This is a genomic window from Streptomyces sp. NPDC048462, assembly GCF_043200175.1.
Classification (GTDB): domain Bacteria; phylum Actinomycetota; class Actinomycetes; order Streptomycetales; family Streptomycetaceae; genus Streptomyces.
In genome coordinates this window covers 1-12,486 of sequence record NZ_JBICXG010000012.1, presented here as the reverse complement: position 1 = coordinate 12,486, position 12,486 = coordinate 1, and the positions used below count along the sequence as shown (strand labels likewise).

Here is a 12,486-nt window from a genome sequence, read left to right as displayed (position 1 = left end):
GCAATCGAGCCGAACCGAGCTGGAGGCAGAGATGGGCAGGATCGTGGTGGGCGTTGACGGCTCCGAGTCGTCGATCAAGGCACTGCACTGGGCCGTACGCCAGGCGGAACTGACCGGTGACACGGTCGAGGCCGTCAACAGCTGGGAGTACCCCGCCACCAGCTGGGCGTCCATGATGCCGGGCCTGCCGGAGGACTTCGACCCCCAGGCCATGGCCACCGTCTCGCTCACCGAGGCGCTGGAGGAGGCACTCGGCGCCGTGGGGGCCGCCGCGATCAGCAAGGTCGTGGTGATCGGCAACCCGGCGCAGTCCCTGCTGGACCGGGCCGAGGGCGCGAACCTGCTGGTGGTCGGCGCACGCGGGTACAGCGGCTTCAAGGCCACCCTGCTCGGCTCGGTCAGCCTCCACGTCACCCAGCACGCCGCGTGCCCGGTGACCGTGGTGCGCAACTGACGCCGGGCACGGTACCGGAGCGAGTACGGGTACGGGTACGGCCCGCACGGTCACCGCACCGTGCGGGCCCGCCCCGTGCCGTCACAGCTCCACGACGTCCGCCACCGCACAGGCCACGTTGTCCGGAGCGCCCGCCGCGCCGGCCAGCCCGACCAGCTCGCGCGCGGCCGTGCCGGGACCGTCCGCCGAGGCGAGGACCCGGGCCAGTTCCGTACCGTCCACGACCGCCGAGAGACCGTCCGAGCAGAGCAGGTAGCGGTCACCGGCGCGGGCGTCGCGCACGTCCACATCGGGTCCGGAGCCGGACGGGCCGCTGCCGGCCAGCGCCTTGAGCAGCAGCGCGCGCTGCGGGTGCGAGGCGGCCTCCTCCTCGGTGAGCGAGCCGTCGTCGATCATCGACTGGACCAGGCTGTGGTCGTGCGTGATCCGGAACAGCTCGCCCCCGCGCAGCAGGTACGCCCGCGAGTCCCCGATGTGCACCAGCCCCAGCCGCTCGCCCGTCCACATCAGCGCGGTCAGCGTGGTCCCCGACTCGTCCGGCGCGCCGCTCCCCGCCACCGCGTCCCGCACCGCCCGCGCGGCCCGCTCCGCCGCGTCGTGCAGCATGTTCAGCAGCTCCGCGGCCGGTACCGCTCCCCGTGCCACCGGTTTGAGGGCGTCTATCGCGGCCGTGCTCGCCCTCGCGCCGCCCTCGCCGAACCCGTCGGCGACCGCGAGCAGCCGGGCCCCGGCGTACACCGCGTCCTGGTTGGTCTCGCGCACCGCACCGGTGTCGGTGCGTGCCGCGTACCGGATTCCGAGCGTTCCCACCGTTGTCATGGCTTCCTCCGTCGACAGCTGATCGATGAGGAAGGCCGCGAGGTCGCGCCGGGCGGCTGTGTCGGCCTCGACCTGTGCCCAGTACGCCCGGACCGCCGCGGCGGCCGCGCCGGCGTCCAGCGCGATCACCTCCGTGATCCGGGCGAGCGGCATGCCGATCCGGCGGAGCCAGGCCACCAGCCTGGCCGTCTGTGCCTGCGCGGGGTCGTAGTACCGGTAGCCGTTCACCGGATCGACCAGCGCGGGTTCCAGCAGACCGAGTTCGTCGTAGCGGCGCAGCGCCTTCGCGGACAGCCGGGACAGCCGGGCGAACGCCCCGATCGTCACCAGCGCCGCTGCGTGCCGCCCCTGCTCCGTGTCCGTCACCTCGTGCCTCCTCATGCCGGGCGGTGCCCGCCCGGCACGCCGATCCTTGGCCTTCCCCCGCGGAGAAGGTCAAGGATGGCTGACGGAGAGCGGGAGGCAGTGGGGCGCGCTCACTTCTCGTGCGTGTAGAAGGTGTAGAACGCGGCTATCAGCATGCCCGCCCCGGTCAGCAGGCCCAGCACGGAGGCCGCGAGGACGCTCTTGCCGGACAGGCTGTAGAGGAAGCCGATCGAGCCGCCGAACAGGGCGCCGTAGGCCACCGCCCGCAGCTCGGCCGGCAGCCGCTTCTGCACCCGGCCCAGGCCGAAGCAGAGGGCCGCGAGAGCGGCGCCGGAGATCAGGCCGAGGGCGAGCTGCCCGCCGGTGAGCACACCGCCGCCCCGGACGATGGACGTCGCGTACCAGCCGAGGATCACCCCGAAGGTGACGGGCAGTGCCCAGCTGAGGGTGGAGTGACTCTGTGCCCGTGCGCGCGTTCCGCGCGCCTGCACCGAAGCATGTGCGGCCATGACGGGAAGCTCCTTCCGCTCTCCCCCTCCGTACCCTCCAGAGCACACCTGGTCGCGCCTCCCGGCAACTCGAATGGCTCACGGCCCGAGCGTTCCCGGCGCATCCGGGATTCCCTGGTGGGGTGCGGACCTACTTCTCGACGGCGCTCTCGGCGGTACTGCTGGTGCTGCTCGCCGTCCTGGTGCCGTTGAGCGCGCTCTCCGCCTGGGTCGACCTGGAGATCGACGACACCGACCGTTACGTCGCCGCCGTCGCGCCGCTCGCCTCCGACCACGATGTGCAGAACACCGTGGCCGACCTGATCACCGACGAGGCGATGAAGCAGATCGACGTCGGTCCGCTCGGGGACACCGTGCGCGGCTTCCTGCACCAGGCCGTGGAGTCCTTCACCACCACCGACGCCTTCCAGGCCGCCTGGAACGCCGCCAACCGCACCGCCCACGAGGCCGTCACCGCCGCGCTGGACGGCGGGAGCGGCGAGAGCGTCACCATCGACCTGGCGCCCGTGACGGAACAGGTGAAACAGAACCTGCTGGACAACGGGGTGCCGTTCGCCGACCGCATCCCCATCGAGCACACGGACATCCAGATCGTCTCCGCCGACCGGGCCGACCAGCTGCGGCAGAGCTTCCGGTGGCTGCGCGCCGCGAGCATCTGGCCCGCCGTCGGCACCCTGGTGTTCGCGCTGCTCGCCGTGGTCCTGGCCTGGGTTCGCGGCGGGCCCGGCCGCCGGGGCTCCGCGCTCGCCGCGCTGTCCGCCACCGCCGTCGCCGGGACCGGCTTCGCGGTCGGCGCGCTGCTGCTGCGCGGGGCGCTGGCCTACGCCCGCAACCGGGTGCTGGCCGAGGTGCCGGGCAACGAGACGGACGGGGCCGCGGCGGTCTACGACGCGCTGACGGCGTCCCTGCGCACGACGGTGTGGATCGTCTTCGGCGCGGGGCTGGCCCTGGCGGTGTGCGCGGTCGCGGCACGGATCTGGACCCGCAGGGTGCTGCCGCCGCCGGCGCCGGTGGCACCCGACGTATGACGCCGCGACCGACGCGCTGACCGCCGACGTGCGGGCGTGGACGGGCCGGGGAAGAGTGGATTGCGTGCACTGCCGGGGTCGACTGGGAGGTCTTCCGTATGCGAGCCATCGCCGTCGGCGCGTTCCGGGCCGACCCCGCACTGGTGGAGCTCCCCAAGCCGGAACCGGCGGCCGGTGAGGTACGGGTGCGGATCGAGTACGCCTCCCTCAACCCCTCCGACTGGCAGACGGCCGACGGCTCCCTGGAGGGACAGGTCCCGCACGTGTTCCCGCTGGTCGTCGGCGTGGACTTCGCGGGCCGGGTGGAGATGATCGGCAGCGGCGAAAACCGCTTCCGGGTCGGTGACAAGGTCTTCGGCCGGACCGGGCCGCCGGTCGGCGCCGGTACGTACTGCGAGTACGTCTGCGTCCCGCAGGACGCCGCGATCACCCTCGTCCCGCTCGGCCTGGACGCCCGCACCGCCGCCGCGCTGCCGTCGGCCGGGATGGCGGCGGCGCAGATCCTGGAGACGGCCGTGCTGCTCGGCCACGAGAGCCTGCTGGTCATCGGCGCGGCGGGTGGTGTCGGGAGCTGTCTGACCCAGCTCGCCAGGGCCCGCGACGTGCGCGTCGTCGCGGCGGTGCGCGGCGACGAGCGGTCCAGGATGGGCTCGTTGGGCGCCGCCGCCACGATCGACACCACGGCGGGCCCGGCGGCCGGCGCGATACGCGCGGTCTGCCCGGACGGCATCGACGCGCTGGCCGATCTGGTGTCCGACACCCCGGAGGCGTTCGCCGCCCACGCCGCGGCGGTCCGGCCCGGCGGGATCGCGCTCAGCACCCGGGGCGTCGCGGGCGGCGCCGCACTCCCCGACGGCGTGTGCGGCATCGACTTCGCGCTCGACCCGAGCCCCGTGCTGCTGGACATCCTGGCGGCGGGCGCGACGGAAGGAGTGCTCCGCGTGCCCATCGACATCGAACTCCCCCTGGAGAAGGCCCCACAGGCCCTGGACCGCAACCGGACGGGCGGGGCCCGGGGCAAGACCGTCATCGTGCTGCGCCACCACGGCCACCGCTGAACCGCACCCCCCGGGAACAAACGCAACCGACACCATCGAGACGGAGAGAGACACATGGACAAGCAGGAGCACGACATCATCGGCGGCATCGACGGACTCGTCGCGGAGGAACGGAGCCTGCGCGACCGGGGCGCCCGCGACCCGGGCCTCACCGCCGACGAGCAGGAGCGACTGCGTACGGTGGAGGTCCGGCTCGACCAGTGCTGGGACCTGCTGAGGCAGCGCCGCGCACTGAGCGAGTTCGGGGAGGACCCGTCCCAGGCGCGGGTCCGCCCGGCCGACGAGGTCGAGGGATACCGCAGCTGACCGCCGCACACCACAGGGGGACGCATTGGCCGCAACCGGCTCCGCGGCGGCACCGCGGCGGGGGATGCCCCCCGTCTGGCTGAGGTACGGTCTGCGCCCGCAGCCAACCCCCGTCCCCTGGGCCGCCGTCGCCCGCGCCTCCGTAGCCCTGGCCGCGCCGCTCGCCGTCGGCTTCGCCGTCGACCGGCCGGTGTACGGGGCGCTCGTCTCGATGGGCGCGCTCTCCGGCGTGATCGGCGACACCGCCGACGCGTACCGGATGCGCATCCTCAACATCGCCGTACCGCAGCTGTTCGGCGCGCTCGGCATCATGACCGGCACGCTCGTGTTCGGGACCGGCTGGGCCGCCGTCGCCGTGCTGACGGTCATCGGGCTCGTCTCCGGGATGATGTCGACGATCGGCGCCGTGGCCTCCGTGTCCGGGCTGCTGCTCCTGCTCAACTCCGTGGTGGGCGCCGGACTTCCGATGCCGAACCCCTGGTGGGTGGCGCCGCTGCTGCTGACGCTCGGCGGACTCTTCGTCCTCGTACTGACCCTGCTGGCCTGGCCACTGCGGCGGAAGCTGCCGGAACGGGTCTCGGTCGCCGGCACGTACTGCGCGGTCGCGGACCTGCTCGCCGCCGCCGGCACCGACGGGTACGAGGAGAAGCGGCAGGCCGTCACCCACTCCCTCAACACCTCCTACGACCTGATCCTGGCCCGGCGCGCCCGCTACCACGGCCGCAGCGGCGCCATGGTGCGGCTGCTGTCCCAGCTCAACGTCGTCATCCCGCTCGTGGAGGCCGCCCCGGCGGTGCACCTGCGGCGGCGACCGCTGCCGCCCGGGATCCCGGCGGCGGTACGGTCCCTGGCCGACGACATCGAGGAGAGCCGCACCGGCGGCGGCGAACCCGCCCTGCCCGCACCGGAGTCGCCCGCGACGCTGGCCGTGGACGCCGCCCTGCGGCACGCCGCCGCCGTGGTCCACAAGGCCGATCCCGATCCGTACAACGTCGACGACCGGCTCGGCCGCCCGGCCGCGCTCGGCGTACGGATCCGGCGCGCCACCCGCAACGTCCTGCTCTCCGGCCCCTCCTGGCGTTACGGGCTGCGCCTCGCGCTCTGCATCGGGCTGGCCCAGTCGCTGACCTCGCTGTTCGACGTACCGCGCTCCTACTGGGTTGCGCTCACCGTCACCTTCGTACTCAAGCCCGACTTCGGCTCGGTGTTCTCCCGCGCGGTGCTGCGCTCCGTGGGCACGGCGGCGGGCCTCGTCATCGCGGCGCCGGTGCTCGCCGAGGTGCCGCTCGGCTGGTGGGACGTGCCGGTGATGATGCTCCTCGCCGCGCTGATCCCGGCGTTCACCGCGAAGGGTTACGCCTTCCAGACGGCGGCCGTCACGCCGGTCATCCTGCTCCTGTCCGACCTGCTCAACCACCAGGGCGTGCACCTGGTCTGGCCGCGCTTCCTGGACAGCCTGATCGGCTGCGGCATCGTGCTGGTGGCCGGATACCTGCTGTGGCCGGAGAGCTGGCACACCCGGATCGGCCACCGGCTGGCCGACGCGGTGACGGACATCGCGGACTACGTGGCGTACGCCTTCGAACCGGAGTCCCCGGGCGACCGGGCGGAACGGGTCCGGGCCCGCCGCCGCATCTACCGCGATCTGTCGTCCGTGCGCTCGGAGTTCCAGCGCGCCCTGACGGAACCGCCCCCGACCGGCCGCCGGGCCGCCGCGTGGTGGCCCCTGGTCGTCGCGGTGGAACGCATCGTGGACGCGACGACCGCCGCCCGGGTACGCGTCAACCACGGCGCCCCGGAACCGGAACCGGCCGAGGTGGCCGAGGTGCGGCAGCAGCTCCGCGAACTGGCGGCCGGCATCAGGGCGAGCGAGGTCCTGATAGAGGTACGCGCCGAACTCCCGGGCGACGAGGAGGGCGTACTGGCCCCCCTGCGCCAGGAGGTGGCAGCGGCCAGGGCGATCGCGTCCCCGCAGCCCTGACCCGTACCCGGCACCACACCCCTGGTGCGGTGCCGGCCCAGGTCACTCCGGGGGCGGCCCGTCCCCCCGCAACCGGTCCATCTCGCGCCGGTCCCGCTTCGTCGGCCGCCCCGCCCCTCGGTCCCGCACCGGAACCTGGATCGCGGCCTCGCGCGGTGGCGGGGGCGGGCTGTTGTCGACGAAGCACTCCGCGGCCACCGGCGGCCCGACCCGCTTCTTCACGATCTTCGAGACGACCACCACCCGGTCCCGGCCCGCGTGCCGCAGCCGTACCTCGTCGCCGACGCGCAACGCCTGGGCCGGCTTGGCCCGCTCGCCCGCCACCCTCACATGACCCGCGCGACAGGCGGCGGCAGCCTGTGCCCGCGTCTTCGTCAGCCGGACCGACCAGATCCAGACGTCGACCCGAACGCTGCCCGCCGCCTGCGGCGCCTCACCCGAAACCATGCTTCCGACTCTATTGCCTCTCGTTGCGGACGGCCCCGGACATGTCCGTCAACCAGGCAACTCGGCACTACAGAAATACATGTGAATGACGTACATCAGACCACCACCGCACGGTTGCAGGACTCGGTCCGGGATCGGTTTCGGCTCGGTTGCCCCTCAGGCGGGCCGCGCCACCGAACGGCCGGATCCGGCCGCTAACCTTACGTATCCGCCCTGGCCAGGGATCAATTCCCGCAGTACGGACATTCATCGCACCCAACTCACGTGAAAGGCCTCGCCCATGGGCATTCGGAGCATGCTGCGCAAGGTGTTCGGCCGTGACGCCACGGAGCAGGACGGCCCGACGACGGCCACGGTCCCGCCCCAGGGCGAGCGCACCCGGTCCACGGAGCCGGCATCGGTGGCGGTGGACGAACCGGCCGCGCAGGCCGGGTCGGAGCCCGAACCCGCCCCGGCCGTCAAGGCATCCGTCCCGGCCCCGGCCTCCTCCGCCTCCTCCCGGTCCGCCAAGGACAAGGACAAGGACGACCTGGCCACGGACCTGGTGGCAGCCGCCTTCGACAAGGCCGCCGCCCCCGCCCCCAAGGCCACTCCCACGGTTCCGCCGCAGGGCTCCGGGCCCAGGACGAAGGCCGCGGCGGCAAAGCCCGAAGCGGAACCGAAGCCCGAGCCGACGGCGGAGCCGAAGCCCGAGCCGGTCGGGGAAGCGGCCGCTGTCGTGGCCCCGGAGCCCGTCGAGGCGCTGGAGCCCGTCGAGGCCCCGGCCGAGATCCCCGCACCGGTCGCCGCGCCCGCCCCCGAGCCGGTCACCGCAGAGACCGCCCCCGAGCCGATCACCATCGACATGGACCCGGAACCGGAACCGGAACTCGCCGCAGTGCCGGCACCGGTACCCGCACCGGCCCCCGTACCGGTCACGGCAGAGGCCACCCCCGAGCCGGCCCCCGTGCCCGCCCCCGCGCCGGTCACCGCAGAGCCGGTCGCCGCGGAGGCCGTCACCGCAGAACCCGTCACCGCAGAACCCGTCACCGCAGAGCCGGTCGCCGCGGAGGCCACCCCCGCCCTCGCCGACGGCAAGCCCGCGCTCTCCCTCGCCCGGGTCAAGTCCCGCGCGCCCGAGCTCGTCGCCCCGTACAAGGCCGCCCAGGCCGGGCTGAAGGCGTACGGGCTGACCGGCCTGCGCGCCACCGTCTACCTGGTCCTGGACCGCTCCGGCTCCATGCGGCCGTTCTACAAGGACGGCAGCGCCCAGCACCTGGGCGACCGCGCCCTCGCCCTCGCCGCGCACCTGGACGAGAGCGCCACCGTCCAGGTCGTCTTCTTCTCGACGGACATCGACGGCACCGGCACGGTCGAGCTGTCCGGCCACGAGGGCCGGATCAACGAGCTGAACGCGGGCCTCGGCCGGCTCGGCCGGACCAACTACCACCGCGCCGTCGAAGAGGTCGTCGCGCACCACGAGAAGTCCGGGTCCACCGGTCCGGCGCTGGTGATCTTCCAGACGGACGGGCCCCCGGACGCCAAGCAGGCCGCCCGCCAGGCGCTGGCGGACGCGGCACGGCTGCCGCTGTTCTTCCAGTTCGTCGCGTTCGGCGAGCAGGACTCGAAGGGCTTCGACTTCCTGCGGAAGCTGGACGCCCCGAACGCCGGCTTCTTCCACGCGGGCCCCGCCCCGCGCGAGGTCGGGGACGCCGCGTTCTACCGCGAGGTGCTCGCCGCGCTGCCCGCGTGGGTAGCCGCGGGCGCCTGACCGGCCGGCAGACGTACGGTCACGGCGAGGCCGCCCTCCGGGCCCGGCACCGCCGTGACCGTACCGCCGTGCGCCACCGCTATGGACCGCACGATCGAGAGCCCGAGCCCGGAGCCGGGCCCCATCCGGTCCTTGCCCTCGCCCCGCCGGAACGGCTCGAACAGGCCGGGGATGTCGGCCTCGTCCACCACCGGGCCGGTGTTGCACACCCGAAGCACCCCGCCCCCGCCTCCTCTGCCGCTCCCGGTCCCGCCCGCGGTGGCCAGCGACACCTCCACCGTCCCGCCGGGCACGTTGTACGTCACCGCGTTGGCCAGCAGGTTCGCCACCAGCTGGGCCAGCAGCATCCGGTTGCCCCGCACCGCGCACGGGGCCGCGCCGACGGCCACCCCCGGGTGCCGGCCCGCCTCCTCGGCCACCACCCGGGCCAGGTCCACGTGTTCCCGCTCGCCCTTCGCGAGCCCGCGCTCGCTGCGCGCCAGCACCAGCAGCCCCTCGATGAGCCGCTCACTGCGCCGGTTGTTGTCCAGGAGCGTCTGCCGGGTCCGTACGAGGTCGTCCGGCGTCGGGTCGTCCAGGCCGACCTGGATCGCCGCCCGCTGGGTGGCCAGCGGGGTCCGCAGCTCGTGCGAGGCGTTGGCGATGAACCGCCGCTGGCTGTCGAAGGCCTTCTCCAGACGGGCGAGCAGCGCGTCGAGGGTGTCGCCCAGCTCCTTCAGCTCGTCGTCGGGGCCGCTGGAGGCGATCCGCTCGTGCAGCGTGTGCTCGGAGAGCCGGCGCGCCTTCGCGGTCATGGCGTGGACCGGCCGCAGGACCCGCCCCGCGGTCCACCACCCGACGCCCACCGCGCAGGCCGTCATCACGAGCAGCGAGGCGGCGGACCAGATGAGCAGCTGGTGGCCGGCCGCGTCACTGACGTGGTCGGTGAGGTCGTAGACGGTCGGCGGACCGAGGCGCCGGCGGGTGATGAGGGGGCCGTTCACCGCGTAGCCGGGCTGGGCGACGGCGGCCGTGCGGGCGATGGAGCGGGCCTGCGAGTCCGTACCGGCGCGGGAGGCCAGGTTGACGGTGACGAGCAGGGCGGTGCCGAGCACCAGGAAGACCCCGCCGTACACGAGCGCGATCCGGGTCCTGATCGTGGAGTGCGGCACCCGGGCCGGACGCTTCACAGGGCGTACCCGACACCCTGCACGGTGCGGATCACCGCCGGTTCACCGAGTCTGCCGCGCAGCTCGCTCATGCAGACGCGGACGGCCCCGGAGTGGGGTATCTCCCTGCTCGAACGGAGTTGAGAGCTTGGGGAAGGGTCGGCGTTGGCGTCCCAGGCCCGCTCCAGCAGCTCCTCCGCGCTGACCGTCCCGCCGTCCGCCTCCAGCAGCAGCTGGAGCACGGTGAACTCCTTCGGCGAGAGGTCCAGCTCCCGCCCGTCCCGGGACGCGGTGCGCCGCACGGTGTCGAGCCGGATCCCGTACCGCACCAGCTGCGGCGGCACGGGGCGGGCGCTGCGCCGCCGCAGCGCGCGTACCCGGGACACCAGCTCGGGGAACTCGAAGGGCTTGCCCAGGTAGTCGTCGGCGCCCAGGTCGAGCCCGGAGACCCGGTCCTCCATGGACCCGGCGGCGGTGAGCATCAGGATCCTCGTGCGGGAGCCGGAGGCCACGAGTCCGCGGGCCACGTCGTCGCCGTGCACCCGGGGCAGGTCCCGGTCCAGGACGACGACGTCGTAGTCGTGCAGCCCCAGGTAGGCCTGGGCGGCGTCACCGCTGTAGACCGTGTCGACGGCGAACCCCGCCCGGCGCAGCCCGGTGGCGACCAGCTCCGCCAGGATCTCCTCGTCCTCGGCGACCAGTACCCGCATCGTGATGTCCTCTGCCTCGTGCATGCGTGTCCACTCCATCCCAGGATGCGACTTTGCTACGGGAAGCTGTGTATCGCAAAGCTCTCCGCGGGGCCGCCCCCGCCCGGCGCCGGATTTATCGGTGCGAGTGGATCTCCCACGGACCGTTAGGATTTCGACCATGGCGGCCACTGGATCAGAGAAGCAGGGGGGCGAGGACGTGAAGAGCTTCTACGTCTCGACCCCCATTTACTACGTCAACGACGCTCCTCACCTGGGCCACGCCTACACGACCGTCGCAGGCGACGTGCTCACCCGCTGGCACCGCCAGCGCGGCGAGAAGGTGTGGTACCTCACCGGCACGGACGAGCACGGTCAGAAGATCATGCGCACGGCCGACGCGAACAACGTCACGCCCCAGGCGTGGTGCGACAAGCTCGTCGAGGAGTCCTGGAAGCCCCTGTGGGAGCACCTCGGCATCGGGAACGACGACTTCATCCGTACGACGGAGAAGCGGCACACCGACCGGGTGCAGGAGTTCGTTCAGGACCTGTACGACAAGGACGAGATCTACAAGGGCGGGTACGAGGGCCCTTACTGCGTGGGCTGCGAGGAGTACAAACTCCCCGGCGACCTCATCGAGGCGGAGGACGGCACGAAGCTGTGCCCGATCCACAAGAAGCCGGTGGAGATCCTCAAGGAGGAGAACTACTTCTTCAAGCTGAGCCAGTACGGCCCGAAGCTGCTTGAGTTCTACGCGGCCAACCCCGGGTTCATCCAGCCCGAGTCGGCCCGCAACGAGGTCGTGAACTTCGTGAAGCAGGGTCTCCAGGACCTGTCGATCTCGCGCTCGACCTTCGACTGGGGCGTCCCGGTCCCGTGGGACGACAAGCACGTCATCTACGTGTGGGTCGACGCGCTGCTCAACTACGCGACGGCGGTCGGCTACGGCGCCAACCAGGAGAAGTTCGACGCCACGTTCCCGGCGAACGTGCACCTGGTCGGCAAGGACATCCTGCGCTTCCACGCGGTGATCTGGCCCGCGATGCTGATGGCGCAGGGGCTGCCGCTGCCCGGCAAGGTCGTCGCCAACGGCTGGCTGATGGTCGGCGGCGAGAAGATGTCGAAGTCGAACCTGACGGGCATCAAGCCGCAGGACCTGACCTCGCACTTCGGCGTGGACGCGTACCGCTGGTACTTCCTGCGGGCCATCGCCTTCGGCAGTGACGGCTCGTTCTCCTGGGAGGACTTCACCGCCCGCTACACCTCCGAGCTCGCCAACGACTACGGCAACCTGGCCTCGCGCCTGGCGGCGATGGTCGGCAAGTACTACGGCGGTGCGCTCCCCGAGGCCACGGCGGCGGGCGAGCCCGAGCAGGCGGTGCGGGACGGGCTGACGAAGGCCGTCGCCGAGGCAGACCGGAAGATCGGCGAGGAGCTGGACTTCCAGGGCGGCATCCTGTCGATCTTCGACTTCGTGAAGCAGGTCAACGGCTACATCACGGAGCAGGAGCCGTGGAAGGTCGCCAAGGACGAGTCGCCGGAGGGCCGGGCCCGCCTCGCGACGATCCTGTACACGGCCGCCGAGGCGCTGCGTGGTGTCGCGGTTCTGCTGAACCCCGTCATGCCGGACACCTCGCAGAAGCTGTGGGAGTCCCTGGGCGCCGAGGAGTCCCTGGGCGCGCTCTCCGACCAGCGCATGGGCGAGGCCGCCGACTGGGGCCGGCTGGCGCCGGGCGCGACGGTGACGAAGGGTGCGGTGCTGTTCCCGCGCCTGGAGGAGAAGCCCGAGTAAGGGGTTCGTACGTACGCGAGGAGGGGCGGGACCGCACCGGCGGATGCTGTTGGCGAATGCCCCTTCGTCGTGACGTCGGCCTGATCCATCTCGTTGGTGGGTCAGGCCGACGTTGTGTTTGGGGTGGGCAGATGTC

The 12,486-nt window shown here is 72.6% G+C and carries 12 protein-coding genes; 7 read left to right on the top strand and 5 right to left on the bottom strand.

The annotated features are described in order from the left end of the window. Positions 1-31: 31 nt before the first annotated feature. Positions 32-454 (top strand): universal stress protein, encoded by a 423-nt coding sequence (locus ACGFU6_RS20765; RefSeq protein ID WP_393612676.1) that lies wholly within the window; start codon positions 32-34, stop codon positions 452-454. A gap of 81 nt (positions 455-535) precedes the next feature. Here ACGFU6_RS20765 and ACGFU6_RS20760 read toward each other — a convergent pair whose 3' ends face one another. Beyond that, complete coding sequence (locus tag ACGFU6_RS20760) at positions 536-1,654, bottom strand: MerR family transcriptional regulator (RefSeq protein ID WP_393612674.1); 1,119 nt, start codon at positions 1,652-1,654, stop codon at positions 536-538. A gap of 95 nt (positions 1,655-1,749) precedes the next feature. After that, positions 1,750-2,148: a hypothetical protein gene (locus ACGFU6_RS20755; RefSeq protein WP_393612672.1), complete on the bottom strand. Its 399-nt coding sequence runs from the start codon at positions 2,146-2,148 to the stop codon at positions 1,750-1,752. A gap of 122 nt (positions 2,149-2,270) precedes the next feature. On the opposite strand from ACGFU6_RS20755, the gene ACGFU6_RS20750 reads away from it, so the two are divergent. The 4 genes from ACGFU6_RS20750 (at position 2,271) to ACGFU6_RS20735 (ending at position 6,521) form a co-directional block, all read left to right on the top strand. Continuing rightward, positions 2,271-3,176, top strand: a complete 906-nt coding sequence (locus tag ACGFU6_RS20750) for a hypothetical protein (RefSeq protein WP_393612670.1) — start codon at positions 2,271-2,273, stop codon at positions 3,174-3,176. Positions 3,177-3,274: 98 nt separating this feature from the next. Further along, complete coding sequence (locus ACGFU6_RS20745; RefSeq protein WP_393612668.1) at positions 3,275-4,234, top strand: NADP-dependent oxidoreductase; 960 nt, start codon at positions 3,275-3,277, stop codon at positions 4,232-4,234. A 54-nt stretch (positions 4,235-4,288) separates the two neighbouring features. Then, positions 4,289-4,540 carry a DUF2630 family protein gene (locus tag ACGFU6_RS20740; protein WP_123524982.1) on the top strand — a complete coding sequence of 84 codons (252 nt, stop codon included), beginning with the start codon at positions 4,289-4,291 and terminating at the stop codon, positions 4,538-4,540. Positions 4,541-4,604: 64 nt separating this feature from the next. Then, entirely contained in the window at positions 4,605-6,521 is a 1,917-nt protein-coding gene (locus ACGFU6_RS20735) for an FUSC family protein (protein WP_393612666.1), read from the top strand. A gap of 42 nt (positions 6,522-6,563) precedes the next feature. Here ACGFU6_RS20735 and ACGFU6_RS20730 read toward each other — a convergent pair whose 3' ends face one another. Then, positions 6,564-6,968: an RNA-binding S4 domain-containing protein gene (locus ACGFU6_RS20730; RefSeq protein ID WP_393612664.1), complete on the bottom strand. Its 405-nt coding sequence runs from the start codon at positions 6,966-6,968 to the stop codon at positions 6,564-6,566. A gap of 280 nt (positions 6,969-7,248) precedes the next feature. Here ACGFU6_RS20730 and ACGFU6_RS20725 point away from each other — a divergent pair, with 280 nt between their 5' ends. After that, a complete protein-coding gene (locus ACGFU6_RS20725) occupies positions 7,249-8,718 on the top strand; it encodes a VWA domain-containing protein (protein WP_393612662.1) in 1,470 nt (489 codons plus the stop codon). Here the strand turns inward: ACGFU6_RS20725 and ACGFU6_RS20720 are convergent. Then, positions 8,667-9,887, bottom strand: coding sequence for a sensor histidine kinase (locus ACGFU6_RS20720; protein ID WP_393612661.1), 1,221 nt, complete (start codon positions 9,885-9,887; stop codon positions 8,667-8,669). The two genes, ACGFU6_RS20725 and ACGFU6_RS20720, sit on opposite strands and share 52 nt — an antisense overlap. After that, positions 9,884-10,576, bottom strand: coding sequence for a response regulator transcription factor (locus ACGFU6_RS20715; RefSeq protein WP_393612993.1), 693 nt, complete (start codon positions 10,574-10,576; stop codon positions 9,884-9,886). The genes ACGFU6_RS20720 and ACGFU6_RS20715 overlap by 4 nt, the downstream gene beginning before the upstream one ends. Positions 10,577-10,736: 160 nt before the next feature. On the opposite strand from ACGFU6_RS20715, the gene metG reads away from it, so the two are divergent. Beyond that, positions 10,737-12,350 carry a methionine--tRNA ligase gene (metG, locus tag ACGFU6_RS20710; protein WP_393612659.1) on the top strand — a complete coding sequence of 538 codons (1,614 nt, stop codon included), beginning with the start codon at positions 10,737-10,739 and terminating at the stop codon, positions 12,348-12,350. The last annotated feature ends 136 nt before the right edge of the window (positions 12,351-12,486 follow it).

Coding starts and splice junctions, on each gene's coding strand:
- ACGFU6_RS20755 (WP_393612672.1), bottom strand. CDS start 2,148: ATGGCCGCACATGCTTCGGTGCAGGCGCGCGGAACGCGCGCACGGGCA.
- ACGFU6_RS20740 (WP_123524982.1), top strand. CDS start 4,289: ATGGACAAGCAGGAGCACGACATCATCGGCGGCATCGACGGACTCGTC.
- ACGFU6_RS20730 (WP_393612664.1), bottom strand. CDS start 6,968: ATGGTTTCGGGTGAGGCGCCGCAGGCGGCGGGCAGCGTTCGGGTCGAC.
- ACGFU6_RS20765 (WP_393612676.1), top strand. CDS start 32: ATGGGCAGGATCGTGGTGGGCGTTGACGGCTCCGAGTCGTCGATCAAG.
- ACGFU6_RS20745 (WP_393612668.1), top strand. CDS start 3,275: ATGCGAGCCATCGCCGTCGGCGCGTTCCGGGCCGACCCCGCACTGGTG.
- metG (WP_393612659.1), top strand. CDS start 10,737: ATGGCGGCCACTGGATCAGAGAAGCAGGGGGGCGAGGACGTGAAGAGC.
- ACGFU6_RS20735 (WP_393612666.1), top strand. CDS start 4,605: ATGCCCCCCGTCTGGCTGAGGTACGGTCTGCGCCCGCAGCCAACCCCC.
- ACGFU6_RS20760 (WP_393612674.1), bottom strand. CDS start 1,654: ATGAGGAGGCACGAGGTGACGGACACGGAGCAGGGGCGGCACGCAGCG.
- ACGFU6_RS20715 (WP_393612993.1), bottom strand. CDS start 10,576: ATGCGGGTACTGGTCGCCGAGGACGAGGAGATCCTGGCGGAGCTGGTC.
- ACGFU6_RS20725 (WP_393612662.1), top strand. CDS start 7,249: ATGGGCATTCGGAGCATGCTGCGCAAGGTGTTCGGCCGTGACGCCACG.